A 17,889-nucleotide genomic window follows, 5' to 3' on the forward strand; every position below is an offset into this window, starting at 1 on the left:
GCTGAACGGGCAAAGCGGCAGACTCGACAAATTAGGGGTCTTGAAAGCTAGTTGCTAATAGAACCCTGACAAACAACGCATGCGTTTTTCAGTAGCTACACTCTTATTGTTAGCTCATTATGGGGTCACTTGTCGACCATCAAATTGTCATAAGACGTAAACTCATTTGCCATATATAGGAATATCGCGCTCTTACGCGCGGCGATAAACATGACCGAGTCGAGCCAAACTGCCCCTCTAAACCTCCTTGCTACCTGCCCAAAAGGCATTGAAGGCCTTTTAGCTGATGAGCTTTCAGCGCTGGGCGCCGAGCCAGGTAAAACGACCGTGGCGGGCGTTTATTTTTCCGCCAATCTAGCAACCGCTTATCGCATATGCTTGTGGTCACGGTTAGCTAACCGCATTATTTTGCTGTTGGCTCGGGAGCCAATGATCGATACCGCTGAACAGGTGCGTGACGTCGTTGCCCGGCTCCCCTGGACACAGCATTTAACACCAGGCAAAACGCTGGCGGTCGATTTCCATGGTCGCAGCGACCATATTCGTCATACCCGGTTCGGTGCCCAGACGGTCAAAGATGGGGTTGTGGATTCGCTGCAGCTAGCCGGCCAGGAGCGCCCAAATGTTGATACCAAAACACCGGATCTGCGCATCTACGCCCATCTACATCGCGCTAACTTAAGTCTGGGAGTTGATCTTTCAGGCGAAAGTTTACATCGCCGTGGCTACCGTCGTGACGTTGGCCATGCACCGCTGAAAGAGAACTTGGCAGCGGCATTGCTCGTGCGTGCTGGCTGGCCTGAACGAGCAAAAGCCGGTGAGCCGCTGTTAGACCCGCTATGCGGTGCAGGCACGTTGCTGATTGAAGCGGCGCTAATGGCCGCCGACCAAGCACCCAATCTCAATCGGGAGCGCTTCGGCTTTCAGGGCTGGGCAGGTCATGACGAGCCGCTGTGGAAAGAGTTAAAGCGCGAAGCTGAGGCGCGGGCGTCGATAGGCCGTAAGCGCTGTAAAACGGCGCTGGTCGGCTTTGATCAGAGTCCGGCAGCATTAACAGCAGCTAAAGCTAACGCCATGCGTGCGGGCATTCCTGCGCTAATTACCTTGCATGGGCAGAGCCTAAGTCAGCTAACCAGACCAGAGACTATTACTGCTGAACGTGGGCTATTGATAACTAACCCGCCTTATGGCGAGCGCTTGGGTGAGTTGCCTGAGTTGGTGCGTTTGTATGCCCAGTTGGGAGAGAAGGCGAAAGCACTGTTTCCTGGTTGGACACTGGCGCTGTTTACCGGTAATCCCGATTTAGGGCATCGTCTTGGGCTGCGTGCTCACAAACAGTATGCGCTGAAGAACGGTGCGTTGGATGCGAAGTTGCTGCTCATGGAAATTGCCGCTCACACGGCCAATACGCCAGACAGTGGCAGTGTTGCTGCTGTCTCAGAAAATGGTGAAGTGGCGCAGCAAACAAGCACCAGTGCCAAGCCTGCTGTATCGGAAAATGCCCAAATGTTTGCCAATCGACTGGCGAAAAACCAAAAACGTCTGAAAAAGTGGCTCAAGAAAAGCGCTGAGACTTGCTACCGTGTTTACGATGCTGATATGCCGGAGTATGCGCTGGCAGTCGACCGTTACGGTGACCGAGTGCACGTTCAAGAGTACGCTGCTCCCAGCTCAATCAACCCCGCTCAGGCGCAAAAGCGTCTGTTTGATGCCTTGGAAGTACTGCCCGATGCCCTTGGCGTTGACCCAGGCAAGGTGTATATCAAGCGTCGTGAGCGGCAAACGGGCAGTGCCCAGTACCAGAAGCGGGATGCCAGCGGTGAGCGCTTTGAAGTGCAGGAAGGTGACGCTCGCTTGTGGGTGAACCTGCGTGACTACTTGGATACCGGCTTGTTTCTGGATCATCGGCCAGTGCGCCGTCTGCTTAACGAAATGGCTAACGGGAAGCGTTTCTTAAACCTGTTTTGCTACACTGCCACGGCAACTGTGCAAGCAGCCTTAGGCGGTGCAAGCGACAGCGTCAGTGTCGATATGTCGAATACCTACCTTGAGTGGGCGAGAGACAACTTTGCGCTAAACAACCTGGACCCAAGGCTGCATCGTGTGGTGCGGGATGACTGTTTCCGCTGGCTTGAAACCGCCAACGCCGAATTTGACTTGATCTTTATGGACCCGCCGACATTTTCTAACTCCAAGAAAATGCGCGATACCCTTGATGTTCAGCGTGATCATCCGCGGCTAGTGGAACTGGCCATGGCGCGTCTTGCGCCCGGCGGTACCCTGGTATTCTCGAACAATCAGCGACGCTTCAAACTAGACGAAGCGCTTAGCGAGCGCTACGTAGTGGAAGATATTACATCGCGTACGTTTGATCCGGATTTTCAACGTCGAACCAATCTGCATCATGTGTTTTTGCTTCGGCATACAGCGTAAGGGCGCAAAGAGATCGAATATGATTCATCTGTCGATTTATACAACGTTAGGCTGCCACTTGTGCGCTCAGTTAGAGGCGCTGGTGGTAACCTTGGCGAACCAAGAGGTATCGTTGCATCACATTGAGATCAGCGACGACGCTACGTTAGCGGCGCGTTACGGTGTGCGCATTCCGGTTTTGATGGATGGTAATGGGGAAGAGCTGGATCGAGGACTTGATCTTGATAGGCTGAGCGCTTGGTTACGAGCGCGCGGTTGGCTGGATGAGGCTGCGCTTGTAGCACTTACCACACCGCCCGAAAATGCGCCGCCAGTTGGTGCATATCAGCGCGATGGACGGCGCTATTTAGGTTGAGACAGGCCCTGAAAGAGCCCTTGAGAGCGCTGTTAAAACAGCCTTAAGGTTTGAATTACTGTCGCTAACATGGGACTTGGTGCACCTAAAGTGCATCAAGTAGCGACAACTGCCGCATAGCTTCCTGTCCTTCGGGCGTATGATCGGCTGCTTCCAGCACCTTGCGAAACCCTCGCGAGGTCTGGATGGTAGCCTCATCTTCCATCCACATTTGTGCTTGTTCCAGGGTGTCTGCCAACTGGTGCTTTAGCCCACCAAACTGGGTGCCGATTTGCCCCCAGGCGCGGCTGAAAATCCAGTCGCCAAACATATCCTGGTGAATATGCACCAACACATAGTCATGGTCGGTTTCCCAGCGTACGATCACACCCATCTCCTTAACTGCTTCTTGATCATGCCTGCACAGCAAGCCGTTGCGGGCGTATTGTAAAGCCCGGATACGAAAACGCCTATGAAACTTGTTATCGACGCAAATATCCCTGCCGCAGACCTCTGTTTTGAGTCGTTTGGTACGCTGCATCGCTTGCCAGGGCGTGAGATTCGTCCCTCTGATGTAGCCGATGCCGACGCGCTGATAGTACGCTCGATCACTCAGGTCAACCAGGCGCTTTTGGCACAAAGCCCTGTCCGTTTTGTGGGTACCTGCACTATTGGCACTGACCACATTGATCGCGCGTTATTACGCGAGCGCGGCATTAGTTTTGCTAGTGCGCCTGGCTGTAACGCCGATGCCGTGGTGGATTACGTGCTTAGCAGCTTGCTGCTAATAAGTGAACGGCAAGGTTGGTCGTTGCTGGCACGTAGGGTGGGTATTGTGGGGGCTGGCAACGTTGGTAGCCGCTTGCAGCAGCGTTTGCAAGCACTGGGTGTGGAAACCATGGTGTGTGATCCGCCTCGCGCAGCAAAAGAACAGCCTGGAAAAGGGCCCTCTGCAGTAAAGGAGACAGGCCTGTTTTACTCGCTGGATAGCGTCATCGAACACTGCGACGTCGTGTGCCTGCATACTCCGCTGGTGAAAGAGGGCCCCCATGCCACCTATCAACTGTTTAATGCTGAGCGTATTAATGACCTAGCCCCTGGGACTGTGTTGCTAAACGCCGGACGGGGCAACTGTATTGACGGTCTGGCGCTACGGAGTCGTTTGGCGGGCAAAGGCGATATCACGGCGATTCTTGATGTTTGGGAAGATGAGCCGGAGATCGATGCTGGGTTGCGTGATTTGGTAGCGCTGGCGACACCCCATATTGCCGGGCATAGCCTGGATGGCAAGTTGCGTGGCACGTGGATGATACAGCAGGCGCTGGCTCAGCATATCGAGCGGCCAAGTGGCGTTACGTTTAGCGAACTCTGCCCACGGCCTGCGCTGTCAGCATTAACGCTGCAGCAAGCGATGCCGATAGAAGAAGCGCTCCGACTATGCACGCGCGCGGTTTACGATGTGCGCCGCGACCACGATGCGTTGCAGCGGCATGTGTTTCATCAAGGAGTCAAAAAGGGCTTTGATGACTATCGAGCAAATTACCCGCTGCGCCGAGAGTTTGCCACGCTGCGCGTGTTGCTAGAAAACGATGCAACGGTACTGGAAGCACCACTGCTAGCGGCTGGTTTTCAAGTGCGCTGCGTATAGTTGTGTGGTGACGGTGTGTTGATTGTTAGGTTGTTTAGAAAGCACAAGGCCCGCATTTGCGGGCCTTGTGTGTTATGCAGCTAGCGAACAGGCGTTTACTGACGGTAAGCCGCTTCTTTTAAAGCGCGAATGCGATCGTCCAGCGGTGGGTGGCTGGCGAACAGCTGCTCTAGCAAAGAGCGGGTTTGGCCTTTTGTAATAGCCATCGCGCGCAGGGTATCGGGCATCTGGTCAGGCATTTCAGTTTCTGCTTTGAGACGTGCCAGCGCATTCACCATCGCGCCGGTGCCCGCTAGGCGTGCGCCTGCTTCATCGGCACGGTATTCGCGATAGCGTGAGAACCAAGCAACGATTGCAGAGGCGACAAGGCCAAAGACGATTTCTGCCACGATCACCACGGCAAAATAGCCGATAAAGCCAAGGCCACCTTCGCCATCGCTACGACTTCTTAAGAAGTTGTCGACTAACTGAGCCACGACCCGAGCAAAAAACATAACAAAGGTATTCACAACGCCTTGAATCAGCGCCAGCGTTACCATGTCGCCGTTGGCCACGTGGCCGATTTCGTGGGCCAGTACCGCGCGCACTTCTTCAGGGCGCATGCGGTTTAGTAAGCCCGCTGAAACGGCGACTAATGCATCGTTCTTATTCCAGCCGGTAGCAAATGCATTGGACTGCTGGGCAGGAAAAATACCCACTTCAGGCGTTTTAATACCGGCTTCACGGGAAAGCTCAGCCACTGTATCCAACAGCCACTGCTCAGTTGAATTAGAGGGTGTTTCGATAATCACGGTGCCGGTCGAACGCTTTGCCATCCATTTGGAAATAAACAGCGATACCAGCGAGCCGACCATGCCGAAGATAAAGCAGAAAACCAGCAGGCTAGTAAAGTTGATGCCCTGACTGCTTAGGTAACTTTCCACCCCAAACAGGCGCAGCGTTAAGCTGGCGACCAGCAACACCGCTAAGTTAGTGGCTAAAAACAGCACAATTCGCATCATGGTGCAGGTTCTCCATCAAAGGTCATTAAAAAAGCGTTAGTGGAATGACAGTTTAGATACGTGCTGTTAACGTCAGTTTCAAGTCACCGTTTTTATTGATGACTGCTTTTATTGACGATAGCGAGACAAGAAATTAGCAAAGCGATCAAGCGCATCACCCAGCTGGTCAGCCCAGGGCAGAGTAACAATGCGCACGTGATCTGGCTCCGGCCAGTTGAAGGCGGTGCCTTGCACCAGCAGGATTTTTTCCTGGAGCAGTAAGTCCAGTACCAGCTGTTGATCATCCTGAATGTTAAACACCTTAGGGTCTAAGCGGGGAAAGGCATACAGCGCACCCTTAGGCGTCACGCAAGAGACCCCTGGGATAGCGTTAAGCTTTTCTATCGTAATATCTCGCTGAGCCAATAGTCGGCCGCCCGGCAGAATCAAATCATTGATTGACTGGTAGCCACCCAGTGCGGTTTGGATAGCGTGCTGGGCTGGTACGTTTGCGCACAGGCGCATTGAGGCCAACATGGTCAGGCCCTGAATGAAATCACTGGCACGCTGTTTGGCTAACGTACCGGAAATGGTCATCCAGCCGGAACGAAAGCCCGCGCAGCGGTAGCTTTTCGATAGCCCATTCATGGTAATGACCAGTTGGTCATCATCCGCCAACGCACCGGTGGCGGTATGCTCTACGCCGTCATAAAGAATCTTGTCGTAGATCTCATCGGAAAACACCACCAAATTGTGCTCTTGGGCAATATCCAGCACTTCCCGTACCACTTCAGGCGGGTAAACCGCACCGGTAGGGTTGTTCGGGTTGATAATGACAATGGCTCGGGTACGGCTGGTAACTTTGGCGCGAATGTCTGCTATGTCCGGTGCCCAATCGGCTTGTTCATCGCATAAGTAGTGCACGCCGTGACCGCCAGATAAATTCGCTGCGGCGGTCCATAGCGGGTAGTCAGGGGCGGGGATCAGTACTTCATCACCATCGTTTAACAGTGCCTGCATCGACATCACGATCAGCTCAGAAACGCCGTTGCCGATGTAGATATCTTCAATGCCAACCCCAGGAATTCGTTTACGCTGGCACTCTTGCATAATTGCCTTACGCGCCGAGTAAAGGCCTTTAGAATCACAGTAGCCCTGGGCAGTGGGCAGGTTGCGCATCACGTCTTGAAGAATCTCTTCCGGTGCCTCAAAGCCAAATGGCGCCGGGTTGCCAATGTTAAGCTTTAAAACTCGCTGGCCTTCTTCTTCCAGGCGCTTGGCATGGTCGAGCACTGGGCCGCGAATGTCGTAACAGACGTTATGCAGTTTGTGCGATTTTTTCAGCGTGTGTGATTCTGTAGGCTGCGGGGTGTCCATGGGGTTTATTATCCAAAATGTCCTGTGGCCGAAGATGTTATTGATGACCGATTCATTATGCGTCGGATTGTAGGTGGCTGTCTTCGTCGTTTTGTATCGGTGGTGGTGGAATATCACCTGGGGTTTCTAACGTAAGCCTACCGAGCTTGCCATCGCGTAGCTCGTGAAGCAGCACCTCGGAGCCGCGGTGTATATCGACCTCGCCGCCGGGGCGTAAGCCGCCGCGCTTACTCGCAATTTCTTTCAAAATGGCGTGACCGTCAAAACCGGCAATAGCTAAGAAATCTGGCTTTTGCGGGCCATCAGCATCCACTTCTTGTGCTACGGGCGCTTCATAAGTCGGTAGCGCCTTTAACTTATAGCGGGCGGTCAACTCTGCAGGGTAGCGCTTGGCAAGCTCGGCACTGGTGACGATGGCAACATCGGTATACTCAATCGCAGTATCACGAATTGCACCGCTTGCAGCCAAACGATAGGCGCTAGCCTGGTCTTCGATTTTTGGCCATAGCACCCCAGGGGTGTCGATCAGCGCGACGCGGCCGTCGATACGTACCTTTTGTTGACGCTTGGTGACCGCGGGCTCATTGCCAGTTTTAGCGATTTTTCGACCCGCGAGCCCGTTGATAAGCGTCGATTTTCCGACGTTGGGAATGCCCATTACCATCACGCGGACATCTCTATCCGCACGTACTGCGCCTGCCAGCTCGTGGCATAGCTTAGGGATTTTTTTAAGCTCGCGAATATTGGTAGTGGTAATTGCCAGGGCGCGGGTATCTTCTTGAGCATCGAAAAAAGCCACCCACTCAGCAGTACGCTCAGGGTCGGCAAGATCTGCCCGCGACAAAATCTTCAATACCGGCTTATGGCGAGTCAGCTCGGCCAGCATCGGGTTGGCGCTGGAGTAGGGCAGGCGCGCATCAAGTACTTCAATCACGACATCAATTTCGGGCAGCGCGTCCTTAATCTGGCGGCGGGCCTTATTCATATGTCCGGGGAACCAGCCGAGCATGAGTTTCTCCTAATTAGCGCAAAGCAATACAAGCACGAAAAACGGGCACAAAAAAAGCGGGCTGCCATTCTAGCAGATGGTGCCCGCCTTTCTGAGGTTGAACGAGGATTTAGTGACGATTACTCGTCAGGGTGAAACTCTAGTGACACCGAATTGATGCAGTAGCGTAGCCCTGTCGTGTCTGGCGGGCCATCCGGAAAGACGTGACCCAGATGAGCATCACAGTGGGAGCAAACGACTTCCGTGCGCCGCATGCCGTGGGAGGTGTCGCTATGCTCTTCAATGCAGCGTGTTCCCAGCGGGCGATCAAAGCTTGGCCAGCCGCAACCCGCATCAAACTTATGTTCGTTTTCAAACAGCGGCGCATGGCAGCAAACGCAGTGGTAAATACCTTGGGCATCACTGACCTGATAATCTCCGGTGAAAGGACGTTCAGTGCCTTTCTCACGCGCCACATGGTACTGCTCTGGGGTGAGTTGCTTGCGCCATTCATCAGCGGATTTTTCTATTTTCGCCATGGGGATCTCCTCTCCCTCTGGTTATCGTTAAACAGAGGCTTACTAAGCAGGCTAGCGTATCACTACGCAGAGTGACAGTAGATAGCCTGTTCAGGTTCAGCATGTGTGAAAGGTAAGAAAACTGCCAGTATGGTGTTTACACGCTAGCGACATTATCGTGACGGTATAGTAAGTGTATGAGAAATAAGCGGCTGTTCTTGTATAAAGTGCCGTGGGGGAGTCAGTGCACTCGATTTAGCAGGCGCGACTCGTGGCAGGATAAAACGTTTCGGTTTTAGAGTGCTTGACAGCAGATTAAGGGCTGAGTAATATACGCGCCACCTCGACGAGGCAATGAAACGTCCCATTCGTCTAGTGGTCTAGGACACCGCCCTTTCACGGCGGTAACAGGGGTTCGAACCCCCTATGGGACGCCACTTACTCTTTTAGAGTTAGTGGTATAGAGTATGAAGTCGTCAAGGTATCGGAAGTGCGGGAATAGCTCAGTGGTAGAGCATCGCCTTGCCAAGGCGAGGGTCGAGAGTTCGAATCTCTTTTCCCGCTCCAAGCATTTTTTATGCTTACAGTGTCCCATTCGTCTAGTGGTCTAGGACACCGCCCTTTCACGGCGGTAACAGGGGTTCGAACCCCCTATGGGACGCCAATCCGATTTGCGAGTAATACAGGTTAAGCGGGAATAGCTCAGTGGTAGAGCATCGCCTTGCCAAGGCGAGGGTCGAGAGTTCGAATCTCTTTTCCCGCTCCAAGCATTTTTTATGCTTACAGTGTCCCATTCGTCTAGTGGTCTAGGACACCGCCCTTTCACGGCGGTAACAGGGGTTCGAACCCCCTATGGGACGCCATCTCGCATTTTTCGTAGCACTGTTTGTTGTACGCGGGAATAGCTCAGTGGTAGAGCATCGCCTTGCCAAGGCGAGGGTCGAGAGTTCGAATCTCTTTTCCCGCTCCATACAACGGTTTTACATAGGTGCCAAGGGGCGAGAGCTGGAGCGCCAGTCTGATCGATTTCTTTTCCCGCTCCAAAAAACACTCCTTTTCTTCCTCTTGTTACTTTTTTCCTATGTTTTGAACACTGTATCGCACATCAATTGGCGATATTTTCGCGTGGCCGTCTTTCGAGCGACTTGAAAAAATATACGGATGCCCCGATATCCTCTCGTCTAACTTGTTTTCTTGTGCCCCCCATTTGCTGACAGGACATATTCATGGCCGAACCGGCATTGTCTATTCGTGGCCTCACAAAAGTGTATGGCAACGGCTTTCAAGCGTTAAAAGGTATTGATTTAGACGTCCAGCAGGGCGATTTTTTTGCTTTGTTAGGACCTAACGGCGCGGGTAAGTCGACCACCCTGGGGGTGGTCTGCTCGTTGGTGCAGAAATCCGCCGGTAAAGTATCGATTTTTGGCATCGACATCGATAAAGATTTCGCGAAAGCCAAATACCAGCTTGGCGTGGTACCCCAGGAGTTCAATTTCAACCAGTTTGAAAAGGTCATTGATATCATTTTGGCTCAGGCGGGGTATTACGGAATGACCCGTAATGAGGCGTTGCCCCGTGCTAAGCAGCTGCTCACTGACCTTGGGCTATGGGACAAGCGTAACGGCAGTGCGCGTATGCTTTCGGGCGGTATGAAGCGTCGTTTGATGATTGCCCGTGCGCTGATGCATCGTCCGAAGTTACTGATTCTTGATGAGCCAACGGCAGGGGTCGATATCGAGCTGCGTCGCAGTATGTGGGAATACATGCGGCGTATTAATCGCGATGAAGGCACTACCATTATTCTCACAACACACTATCTCGAAGAAGCCGAAAGCTTGTGTCGCAATATCGCCATTATCAATCAAGGCGAAATCGTGCGTAACACCAGTGTGCGTGAACTGTTGACCGAGCTGAACACTGAAACCTTCCTGCTCGACTTGTCCGCCCCGGTTGAGCAAGCGCCCGTCGTTGAAGGGTTTGAAATTCAGCAAATCGAGCCTTCCCAACTGGCGTTAGTGATTCATCGTGGTCAGCAGCTTAACGACGTGTTCAGTGCCTTAAGCGAACAGGGGCTAAACGTGGTTTCCATGCGCAACCGCGCCAACCGCTTAGAGGAGATGTTTGTTTCCATGGTGGAAAGTAGCCAGCAAGCGATTGATCAACGTAAGCAGCAGGAGGCGCGGATATGAATGCAACGCAGACCCTCATTGCGCTGTGGACCTTAGTGCTTAAAGAGATCAAACGCTTTACGCGGATTTGGCCGCAAACCTTGCTGCCGCCATCAATCACCATGGCGATGTACTTCATCATTTTCGGTAACTTGATTGGTTCGCGCATTGGCGATATGGACGGCTTCAGCTACATGGACTTCATTGTGCCAGGGCTGATTATGATGTCGGTGATCACCAACAGTTACTCCAACGTGGCCTCTAGCTTCTTTTCCAATAAGTTTCAGCGCTCTATCGAAGAGATGATGGTCTCTCCCATGCCCAATTGGGTGATCTTATCCGGCTTTATTTTGGGCGGTATGGCCCGCGGCTTGGGGGTGGGGTTAATTGTTACGTTGGTATCGCTGTTTTTTACCCGTTTAACTGTCGAGCATCCACTGCTCACGGTGCTGGTCGTTGTGCTGACCTCGGCACTGTTTTCCATCGGCGGTTTTATTAACGCGCTGCTGGCCAATAAGTTCGATGATATCTCCATCGTGCCGACGTTTATTTTGACCCCGCTAACGTATTTAGGCGGCGTGTTTTACTCGATTTCGATGCTGCCCGATTTCTGGCAAGGCGTCTCCATGCTCAACCCAATACTGTATATGGTGAACGTCTTCCGCTACGGCTTTTTAGGCGTTTCTGATATTCCAGTCGTCTGGGCGTTGGCCGCTATCTTTGCCTTTATCGTTGTGCTGTTTATGGTGGCGCTTACCATGCTAGAGCGCGGCAAAGGCATTCGCAGTTAGACGTGTGATAACGCCCAGTAGAAAGCGCGATACTAATCAAGCATAACTGGTCAAGAGAGTAACTAGTCATGGCACACCGCCCCGATACCTTAGTACACGCGCCCTTAGGGCGCGATTCCGCCTACCCAGAACAGTATGACGCTGGGCTGTTGTATCCTATTCCCAGGGCTGCGAACCGTGCCCCATTGGGCATTGAAGACAGTAAACTGCCGTTTGTTGGGGAAGATGAGTGGCACGCGTTTGAAGTTTCCTGGTTGAATAACCGAGGTAAGCCCATTGTGGCGGTTGCCCGTTTTCGCCTGCCTGCGGATTCCCCCAGCCTGATCGAGTCTAAATCCTGGAAGCTCTATCTCAATAGCCTAAATCAAACGCGCTTTGAAAGCCGAGAAGCGGTGCAGCGTGTGCTTGTGCGCGACCTGGCCGCCGCGGCAGGTGCTTCTGTGAGCGTGGAGCTATTAGGTGTAGACGACGCTGAGCTTGCCCCCCAACGCTTGCCGGGCGAATGCCTGGATGACTTGGATATCGATATCAGTGACTACACGCCCAGTGCAGCGCATTTGGTCGTCAGCGAAGAGATTGTTGAAGAGACACTGCACTCCCATCTACTTAAATCTAACTGCCCTGTGACTGGCCAGCCTGATTGGGGCAGTGTATTAATTCGCTACAAAGGCCCTAAAATCGACCGTGAAGGGCTGCTACGCTACCTAATCGGTTATCGTCAGCACCAGGACTTTCACGAGCACTGTGTCGAGCATATTTTTACCGACCTGATGCAACTGGCTAAGCCTGAAGAGCTACTAGTGCTGGCCCGTTATGTGCGACGTGGCGGGCTTGATATCAGCCCATGGCGAGCAACTCCTGGGTTAACACCGCCCAGCCCATTGCGCCTAGCAAGGCAGTAACAACGGCGCTAATCTAGCGTTCAACGATCAATAAAAGGGGAGTCATCATGGACGCACTCACGCTGCTTCACGAACGTAGCTCTATGGGGAAGCTCACCGAGCCTGCGCCCAGTGCCGACCAGCTCAGCGCTATCTACCAAGCCGCGCTGCGCGCCCCAGACCATAAAGAGCTGCGTCCCTGGCGGTTTATCGAATTTATCGGCGAAGGGCGCGAGCGCCTGGGTGAGCTGTTTGCAGAAGCGGAATTTCAAGAAGACCCCAGTGCCAGCGATGACACGCTAAATTCCGCGCGTAAAAAACCGCTGCGTGCGCCGATGATCATTGCTGTGATTGCCAAGGTCACCCCAGATATTCCGGGTGTGCCGAAAATGGAGCAGGTGATTTCGGCCGGCTGCGCCGCCCACGGCATTCTGCTGGCTGCCCACGCGCAAGGGTTAGGTGCCATGTGGCGCAGCGGTAAGTACGCCTTTGACCCCGTGGTGCGTAAAGGTCTATCGCTAGACGAAAATGACGAAGTGGTTGCGTTTATCTATCTGGGTAGCTTGGCCGGTCGCCATAAGCCGCTACCTCAGCACAATGTGGACGACTTTGTAGAGCGTTGGGATTAACGGTCATGAGCCAGTCACGTCAACCTGGAGTGCCTTACCCGCGTTTGCCACTCCCTGAAACCCAGGAAGACCTTGCCGCCTTTCAGCAGTGGCTAGGGGAAGCAATTCCCATGGTGGGCGCGCTGGGGATTCAGAGCATGTCCCAAAGCACCGCCCGAGAGGGCGGGGCGTTGATGTGGCAGCTAGCGCTTAGCCCTAACTTAAACGACAAAGGCACAGGCTTTGGCGGCGCGCTAACGGCGCAAACCACGCTGCAGGGCTGGTGTTGGGTAACGCTATGGCTGCGTGCCCAAGGGCGGGCGCAGGATGTGGTAGTGGCCGAAGCCAGTCAGCGCTTTCTTGCGCCAGTCACTAGCAACTACCGCATCATTTGCACTCCCAGCGCCCCCGAAGGCCCTGAGCAGCTAGCGGAAAAGCTTAATGCGCGGGGCAGGGGCAGCATTGCACTCACCCAGCAGCTCTACTGTGGCGACACGCTCTGCCTGGAAGCCAGCGGACGCTATGCCGTGCTGCCTGTTGCTTAAATCTTTAAAAGGCTTGCTATTTTAGGTCTTAGACCATAGAATATGCGCCGTTCTGTTGGGAAAGGCAACGCCTTAACAACCGAGCAAAAAAGTGGAGAGGTGTCCGAGTGGTCGAAGGAGCACGCCTGGAAAGTGTGTAAGTCGAAAGGCTTCGAGGGTTCGAATCCCTCCCTCTCCGCCACAGAATATAGAAAAAGCCCGCTGAGCAATCAGCGGGCTTTTTCGTGCCTGCCATTTAAGTTATCCACATGCGGTTAGCGCTACGTTAGCTCTGTTTTTGCCCATGAAAGGTGACAAAGTTGCTAATAAATATAAATAAAACAATGATTTATTGTTTTTGTGTTTGTTTTTATACGCAATTTTCAAAGGCTGACGATAATGTTTACGCGTATGCGCACTAATAAACTGTTATAGCGTAATTGAAGTACAGCAAGATTCGGGTCGGCAGTAGTCGTTCGGTCTCCTAATATGGCATCTGTTTGGGCATATGCCCTTTTATAGTAAGCAGATCCTAGAGGAATAACGATGACTATGCTTGCCAATAAAGTCGCTATTGTGACCGGTGCCAGCACCGGAATTGGTTACGCAGCCGCGAAGCTTTTTGCGAAAGAAGGAGCTGCCGTCGTGGTGGCCGCAAGGCGACAAAAGGAGCTTGATGACCTTGCGGACGCAATCAACGGGGAAGGCGGGCAGGTACTGGCACTAGCGGGCGACGTTGGCGAGGAAGCTTTTGCCAAAGCGTTGGTAGATAAGGCGGTAAGTCACTTTGGCGGGTTGGATATCGCTTTTAACAATGCGGCTATCCTGGGTGCTATGGGCCCTGTGCCGGAGATGTCGCATACGGACTGGAATCAGGTTATTGCGACCAACTTAACCAGCGCATTTTTGGGTGCCAAGTATCAACTTCCCGCCATGGCTGCCCGAAAAGGAGGTTCATTAATTTTCACCTCTACCTTCGTTGGTTACACCGCAGGTATGCCTGGTATGGCTGCCTACGCAGCCAGCAAGGCGGGCCTTATTGGATTGACTCAAGTGTTGGCGTCAGAGCATGGGCCTCAGAATATCCGGGTCAACGCCCTTCTGCCCGGTGGTACTGATACACCAGCGGGACGTGAATTTGCCAATACGCCGGAAGCATTGGCGTTTGTGCATAACCTGCATGCTCTCAAGCGTATGGCGACCCCCGAGGAAATTGCTCAATCCGCATTGTACTTAGCATCTGATGCCTCCAGTTTCACAACAGGTTCTGCGATGCTGGTAGATGGCGGCGTATCCATAAATCGTGTCTGAGAGGCTGTGCCATGTCAGGCTATGACTGAGTCATTTGGTTGATCGGGCAATTGATCAGCTCAGGCTTGAAGAGATAGCCGCCCTAGTGCATTTTGGTGGCGGTTAGGCATCATCTCCAGCCGTGAGACGCAGCGGCGCTGCGAGGCTAAGATCATGTTTAAAGCCCTTGCCTACCCACCGCTCATTACACTCTCAGCGATGAGGTGTGTGTCACTTCCCCTTAAAAGGGGAGTAGGCCGCTGAAACCTATCCCTGTGACGGCAACGATCACAACAACGATAACCACAATGGTTGTAGTAGAGGGCATTTTTCTCTTCCTTTGAGAAATGAGTGTCATTGAAGCGTAGTCGTCATTGGCGTGTTTCGCACAACTCACGTTTTATGAGCGGCTCTCTTTGCTGAGTGCTTTCCCCAAGCTGGCAAAATAGGCGCTGAATAGCGCGTTGATGCGTTCGCGCTGTTCGCCTTGTGGGTAGAGGCCGCGTTCTGCCTCAGGGGAGGTTTTGGTGCCTTTCACCAGGAAGTGGTTTTTGATGCTGGCGTCTTGCACGAAGGCTTCAAAGGCTCGGGCGCATAGCTCTTCTGGTTTGCTGTAATAGAGCTGGCCGAGTGCTTTGTCCATGGCGGCGGAGTGGTTGAAAAGCGCGCTGGGCTGCTGGCCGTCGGGGTGAAGCAGAATAGCGTGGAAGCAGGTGAGTAGGCGCTGGTTGAGCGGGTGATTAATCGGAACTGCATCTGCTAGCCATGCCGCCGAGGCGAAGGCGCTAGCGGGCACATTGTTAAAACACTTCTGGGCAATGTAGTGATCGAAGGCGTGAAACCATTCGTGGGCAATGCTGCCAGGCCCTGCATTCTTGGCGAGCGAAAAGCTGCGCTGGCTGGGAGCGTAATGGGCAGAAACGCCGGGCCTACCGCCGCAGCCGTACTGTAGAGCTAACGAGCCACGCAGCGAAATCAGTGCTTCATTACCGTGCAGGATCAGCATTAAATCGCACAGCGCATCGTGAAAAAGTTCGGCGGCGCGGTCGCGCTCGGCGGTGGTCACCCAGCGGCCTATTTCAATTGAGCGAAAATCGAACTGGCGACGGATCAGCGCAAAGTTGCTGGCACGCTCTGGGCGGTGCATTGGCCCTTGGCGATAAAACTCTCGCGCTTCAATGCTCACGGCGTGCTCGCTAACCTAAAAAAGAAGTTCACCGCGTTATCTTATCGAAGGTAACGAGTCAGCGCCAAAGGCTGTTCGGCAAGACTGGCTAAGGTGTCTACCCTTATACCTAGGCAGCGAATGATGGGCTGCACTTTGTTGCACAACAGGGAGGAAGCATGGCAACGGCACATATTTATCGCATGAAAACGGATGCGCACCAGTGCCCCTTTGGTTTGAAAACCGTTTCATTGCTGCAGCGTAAGGGCTACGAGGTACATGACCACCCGTTAACATCCCGCGACGAAACCGATGCATTTAAAGCGAAAGAGCAGGTCGGTACGACGCCGCAAACCTATATTGATGATAAGCGCATCGGTGGCTATGAAGAGGTGCGCGATTATTTGGGGTTAAGCGTGCCGAGTGCTCAGGAAACATCCTATCGGCCAGTGATCGCCATTTTTGCCACGGCGTTGTTGATTGGTTTGGCGATTAGCTGGCTGGCCCATGGGGCGCTATTGACGGCGCGATTACCTGAATATGCAGTGGCTAGTGCCATGGTGTTGCTTGGGTTGCAGAAGCTTCAAGACGTGGAAAGCTTCAGTACCATGTTTCTGAATTACGATTTGCTGGCCAAGCGCTATGTGCCCTATGGGTATGTTTACCCCTATGCGGAAACCCTGGCGGGTGTCTTGATGCTGGCGGGGGCATTGATCTGGCTGGCAGCGCCGCTGGCACTGTTCATTGGTACGGTGGGTGCTGTGTCGGTGATTAAGGCGGTGTATATCGATAAGCGAGAACTGAAATGTGCCTGTGCGGGAGGGAATAGCAATGTGCCGCTGGGCTTTATTTCGCTGACGGAAAACCTTGTCATGATTGCCATGGGGTTATGGATGCCGCTGAAGAGTCTGCTGTAACGCAAGTGAGTAGAAAAGGTTATGCGCCTTGCAACCCGGAAAACACGCCCCAAGGTAGGATAAGTAACGCGAGACGCTATCGCACGCTTCACACTTAGGAGTTATTAGATGAGCAAGCGTATTTTAGTGGTGTTGACCTCCCATGATCAGTTAGGAGACACCGGCGAAAAAACTGGCTTTTGGTTAGAAGAGCTAGCAGCGCCTTACTATGTCTTTAAAGATGCTGGTGCAGACGTAACGCTGGCCTCGCCAAACGGAGGGCAGCCGCCACTTGACCCAAAAAGTGACGCAGACGATAGCCAAACCGATGAAACGCGGCGCTTTAAGCAAGATGATGAAGCGAACGCGGCGCTAGCGGCAACGCACCGCCTTAGCGATATGAGTGCTGATGATTTCGATGCTGTGTTCTACCCTGGTGGCCATGGCCCGCTGTGGGACTTGGTTGACGATAAAGACTCTATCCAGCTGATCGAAAACTTTATTGCCCAGGGCAAGCCAGTGGCATCGGTTTGCCATGCACCTATCGTGTTGATTAATGCAAAAAACAGCAGTGGTGAACCACTGGTAAAAGGGCGCCAAGTCACAGGCTTTACCAACGGCGAAGAAGAGGCGGTCGGCCTGACGAATATTGTTCCGCATTTGGTGGAAGATGCGTTGCAACAGAACGGCGCTATTTACAGCAAAGCAGATGATTTTACACCGTATGTGCGTGAAGACGGCCAGCTAATTACCGGTCAAAATCCACCTTCTTCTGCGGCTACTGCTGAAGCACTGATGGCATGGCTGGCGCGTTAAGTAGTTCTTTTTTAGCGTTAGAAAGCATGACGGCGGGCATGATGCCCGCCGTTTCCATATGCAACTATGAAAAGCCATGCTCAAGCAGTCATTTCCAGCAGTGCCGACATCCTGGTCTTGGCCATTGTGATGTGCCTACCATTGGTAATCGTGATTTTGGGATAACTCATCTAAAGCGGTAGTGCTAGGGTTATTTGTTTTTTGGCTTTAGTAGATTTCATTTATCTGGTGTTAGCTTACCCAACGTCTACGAAGGATAGTTTAACAAGGGTAGAAAAAGCCGAGTTTAAAAAGCTTACCAAATGACTTAAGGAAGAGGTTTTATTATGAGTGTTTTTAATGAGCTTAAAGTATCTCTTGGTGAAGCTGTTGAGATGCATCAAGGCAAAATAAGGCGGCGCGCATTACATGCTTTGTAATGCGAAAAAGGAATAAACCTCAAAGAGCCAAAAGGGAGGGGTTAATGGAATGG

At 52.9% G+C, this 17,889-nt stretch carries 17 protein-coding genes and 7 tRNA genes; 18 read left to right on the forward strand and 6 right to left on the reverse strand.

Features of this window, described 5'->3' with window-relative positions; translation table 11 throughout:
- Positions 1 to 210: 210 nt before the first annotated feature.
- Together rlmKL and IR195_RS05770 are read left to right on the forward strand one after the other, a co-directional pair.
- Complete coding sequence (rlmKL, locus tag IR195_RS05765) at positions 211 to 2,433, forward strand: bifunctional 23S rRNA (guanine(2069)-N(7))-methyltransferase RlmK/23S rRNA (guanine(2445)-N(2))-methyltransferase RlmL (RefSeq protein ID WP_206049003.1); 2,223 nt, start codon at positions 211 to 213, stop codon at positions 2,431 to 2,433.
- A gap of 19 nt (positions 2,434 to 2,452) precedes the next feature.
- Positions 2,453 to 2,788 carry a glutaredoxin family protein gene (locus tag IR195_RS05770; protein ID WP_125746595.1) on the forward strand — a complete coding sequence of 112 codons (336 nt, stop codon included), beginning with the start codon at positions 2,453 to 2,455 and terminating at the stop codon, positions 2,786 to 2,788.
- An 85-nt stretch (positions 2,789 to 2,873) separates the two neighbouring features.
- Here the strand turns inward: IR195_RS05770 and IR195_RS05775 are convergent, their stop codons facing one another.
- Entirely contained in the window at positions 2,874 to 3,155 is a 282-nt protein-coding gene (locus tag IR195_RS05775) for a WGR domain-containing protein (protein WP_030070186.1), read from the reverse strand.
- An 84-nt stretch (positions 3,156 to 3,239) separates the two neighbouring features.
- Between IR195_RS05775 and pdxB the strand changes: the two genes are divergently transcribed.
- Entirely contained in the window at positions 3,240 to 4,415 is a 1,176-nt protein-coding gene (gene pdxB, locus IR195_RS05780) for a 4-phosphoerythronate dehydrogenase PdxB (RefSeq protein ID WP_206049004.1), read from the forward strand.
- Between the two features lie 95 nt (positions 4,416 to 4,510).
- Here pdxB and htpX read toward each other — a convergent pair whose 3' ends face one another.
- From htpX to msrB, 4 genes are all read right to left on the reverse strand, one after another.
- Complete coding sequence (gene htpX / locus IR195_RS05785) at positions 4,511 to 5,416, reverse strand: protease HtpX (RefSeq protein WP_125746599.1); 906 nt, start codon at positions 5,414 to 5,416, stop codon at positions 4,511 to 4,513.
- 108 nt (positions 5,417 to 5,524) lie between these two features.
- The gene (locus IR195_RS05790) at positions 5,525 to 6,772 is read right to left on the reverse strand and encodes a pyridoxal phosphate-dependent aminotransferase (RefSeq protein ID WP_089038711.1); all 1,248 of its coding nucleotides are present in this window, start codon (positions 6,770 to 6,772) and stop codon (positions 5,525 to 5,527) included.
- A 55-nt stretch (positions 6,773 to 6,827) separates the two neighbouring features.
- Positions 6,828 to 7,781 (reverse strand): ribosome biogenesis GTPase YlqF, encoded by a 954-nt coding sequence (ylqF, locus tag IR195_RS05795; protein WP_206049005.1) that lies wholly within the window; start codon positions 7,779 to 7,781, stop codon positions 6,828 to 6,830.
- A 119-nt stretch (positions 7,782 to 7,900) separates the two neighbouring features.
- The gene (msrB, locus tag IR195_RS05800) at positions 7,901 to 8,299 is read right to left on the reverse strand and encodes a peptide-methionine (R)-S-oxide reductase MsrB (protein WP_125746602.1); all 399 of its coding nucleotides are present in this window, start codon (positions 8,297 to 8,299) and stop codon (positions 7,901 to 7,903) included.
- Between the two features lie 340 nt (positions 8,300 to 8,639).
- Between msrB and IR195_RS05805 the strand changes: the two genes are divergently transcribed.
- The 13 genes from IR195_RS05805 (at position 8,640) to IR195_RS05865 (ending at position 14,561) form a co-directional block, all read left to right on the forward strand.
- Positions 8,640 to 8,715: transfer RNA gene (locus IR195_RS05805), tRNA-Glu, on the forward strand.
- A gap of 55 nt (positions 8,716 to 8,770) precedes the next feature.
- Positions 8,771 to 8,845 (forward strand) — tRNA-Gly (locus IR195_RS05810).
- A 21-nt stretch (positions 8,846 to 8,866) separates the two neighbouring features.
- A tRNA-Glu gene (locus tag IR195_RS05815) sits at positions 8,867 to 8,942 on the forward strand.
- A gap of 27 nt (positions 8,943 to 8,969) precedes the next feature.
- Positions 8,970 to 9,044: transfer RNA gene (locus IR195_RS05820), tRNA-Gly, on the forward strand.
- Between the two features lie 21 nt (positions 9,045 to 9,065).
- Positions 9,066 to 9,141: transfer RNA gene (locus IR195_RS05825), tRNA-Glu, on the forward strand.
- 32 nt (positions 9,142 to 9,173) lie between these two features.
- Positions 9,174 to 9,248 (forward strand) — tRNA-Gly (locus IR195_RS05830).
- A 256-nt stretch (positions 9,249 to 9,504) separates the two neighbouring features.
- Positions 9,505 to 10,467 carry an ABC transporter ATP-binding protein gene (locus IR195_RS05835; RefSeq protein WP_146945245.1) on the forward strand — a complete coding sequence of 321 codons (963 nt, stop codon included), beginning with the start codon at positions 9,505 to 9,507 and terminating at the stop codon, positions 10,465 to 10,467.
- On the forward strand, positions 10,464 to 11,237 hold the full coding sequence (locus IR195_RS05840) for an ABC transporter permease (RefSeq protein ID WP_038482594.1): 774 nt from the start codon (positions 10,464 to 10,466) through the stop codon (positions 11,235 to 11,237). Before IR195_RS05835 ends, IR195_RS05840 begins: the two co-directional genes overlap by 4 nt.
- Before the next feature lie 68 nt (positions 11,238 to 11,305).
- Entirely contained in the window at positions 11,306 to 12,139 is an 834-nt protein-coding gene (gene queF, locus IR195_RS05845; RefSeq protein WP_206049006.1) for an NADPH-dependent 7-cyano-7-deazaguanine reductase QueF, read from the forward strand.
- Positions 12,140 to 12,186: 47 nt separating this feature from the next.
- Entirely contained in the window at positions 12,187 to 12,747 is a 561-nt protein-coding gene (locus tag IR195_RS05850) for a nitroreductase family protein (protein ID WP_125746608.1), read from the forward strand.
- Positions 12,748 to 12,752: 5 nt separating this feature from the next.
- Positions 12,753 to 13,271 (forward strand): YiiD C-terminal domain-containing protein, encoded by a 519-nt coding sequence (locus IR195_RS05855; RefSeq protein ID WP_125746610.1) that lies wholly within the window; start codon positions 12,753 to 12,755, stop codon positions 13,269 to 13,271.
- Between the two features lie 93 nt (positions 13,272 to 13,364).
- Positions 13,365 to 13,452, forward strand: a tRNA-Ser gene (locus IR195_RS05860).
- A 344-nt stretch (positions 13,453 to 13,796) separates the two neighbouring features.
- Positions 13,797 to 14,561, forward strand: a complete 765-nt coding sequence (locus IR195_RS05865) for an SDR family oxidoreductase (RefSeq protein WP_206049007.1) — start codon at positions 13,797 to 13,799, stop codon at positions 14,559 to 14,561.
- 379 nt (positions 14,562 to 14,940) lie between these two features.
- Here IR195_RS05865 and IR195_RS05870 read toward each other — a convergent pair whose 3' ends face one another.
- Positions 14,941 to 15,726: a CLCA_X family protein gene (locus IR195_RS05870; RefSeq protein WP_206049008.1), complete on the reverse strand. Its 786-nt coding sequence runs from the start codon at positions 15,724 to 15,726 to the stop codon at positions 14,941 to 14,943.
- A 158-nt stretch (positions 15,727 to 15,884) separates the two neighbouring features.
- Between IR195_RS05870 and IR195_RS05875 the strand changes: the two genes are divergently transcribed.
- Both IR195_RS05875 and IR195_RS05880 read left to right on the forward strand, forming a co-directional pair.
- On the forward strand, positions 15,885 to 16,622 hold the full coding sequence (locus IR195_RS05875; protein ID WP_206049009.1) for a MauE/DoxX family redox-associated membrane protein: 738 nt from the start codon (positions 15,885 to 15,887) through the stop codon (positions 16,620 to 16,622).
- Positions 16,623 to 16,730: 108 nt separating this feature from the next.
- Complete coding sequence (locus IR195_RS05880) at positions 16,731 to 17,417, forward strand: type 1 glutamine amidotransferase domain-containing protein (protein ID WP_125746618.1); 687 nt, start codon at positions 16,731 to 16,733, stop codon at positions 17,415 to 17,417.
- The last annotated feature ends 472 nt before the right edge of the window (positions 17,418 to 17,889 follow it).

It is taken from the genome of Vreelandella venusta (assembly GCF_015689495.1).
GTDB lineage: Bacteria > Pseudomonadota > Gammaproteobacteria > Pseudomonadales > Halomonadaceae > Vreelandella > Vreelandella venusta.

What these genes read in the sequence shown, in the direction of transcription:
- rlmKL (WP_206049003.1), top strand. Translation starts at nt 211, where the DNA reads ATGACCGAGTCGAGCCAAACTGCCCCTCTAAACCTCCTTGCTACCTGC.
- IR195_RS05770 (WP_125746595.1), top strand. Translation starts at nt 2,453, where the DNA reads ATGATTCATCTGTCGATTTATACAACGTTAGGCTGCCACTTGTGCGCT.
- pdxB (WP_206049004.1), top strand. Translation starts at nt 3,240, where the DNA reads ATGAAACTTGTTATCGACGCAAATATCCCTGCCGCAGACCTCTGTTTT.
- htpX (WP_125746599.1), bottom strand. Translation starts at nt 5,416, where the DNA reads ATGATGCGAATTGTGCTGTTTTTAGCCACTAACTTAGCGGTGTTGCTG.
- IR195_RS05790 (WP_089038711.1), bottom strand. Translation starts at nt 6,772, where the DNA reads ATGGACACCCCGCAGCCTACAGAATCACACACGCTGAAAAAATCGCAC.
- ylqF (WP_206049005.1), bottom strand. Translation starts at nt 7,781, where the DNA reads ATGCTCGGCTGGTTCCCCGGACATATGAATAAGGCCCGCCGCCAGATT.
- msrB (WP_125746602.1), bottom strand. Translation starts at nt 8,299, where the DNA reads ATGGCGAAAATAGAAAAATCCGCTGATGAATGGCGCAAGCAACTCACC.
- IR195_RS05835 (WP_146945245.1), top strand. Translation starts at nt 9,505, where the DNA reads ATGGCCGAACCGGCATTGTCTATTCGTGGCCTCACAAAAGTGTATGGC.
- IR195_RS05840 (WP_038482594.1), top strand. Translation starts at nt 10,464, where the DNA reads ATGAATGCAACGCAGACCCTCATTGCGCTGTGGACCTTAGTGCTTAAA.
- queF (WP_206049006.1), top strand. Translation starts at nt 11,306, where the DNA reads ATGGCACACCGCCCCGATACCTTAGTACACGCGCCCTTAGGGCGCGAT.
- IR195_RS05850 (WP_125746608.1), top strand. Translation starts at nt 12,187, where the DNA reads ATGGACGCACTCACGCTGCTTCACGAACGTAGCTCTATGGGGAAGCTC.
- IR195_RS05855 (WP_125746610.1), top strand. Translation starts at nt 12,753, where the DNA reads ATGAGCCAGTCACGTCAACCTGGAGTGCCTTACCCGCGTTTGCCACTC.
- IR195_RS05865 (WP_206049007.1), top strand. Translation starts at nt 13,797, where the DNA reads ATGACTATGCTTGCCAATAAAGTCGCTATTGTGACCGGTGCCAGCACC.
- IR195_RS05875 (WP_206049009.1), top strand. Translation starts at nt 15,885, where the DNA reads ATGGCAACGGCACATATTTATCGCATGAAAACGGATGCGCACCAGTGC.
- IR195_RS05880 (WP_125746618.1), top strand. Translation starts at nt 16,731, where the DNA reads ATGAGCAAGCGTATTTTAGTGGTGTTGACCTCCCATGATCAGTTAGGA.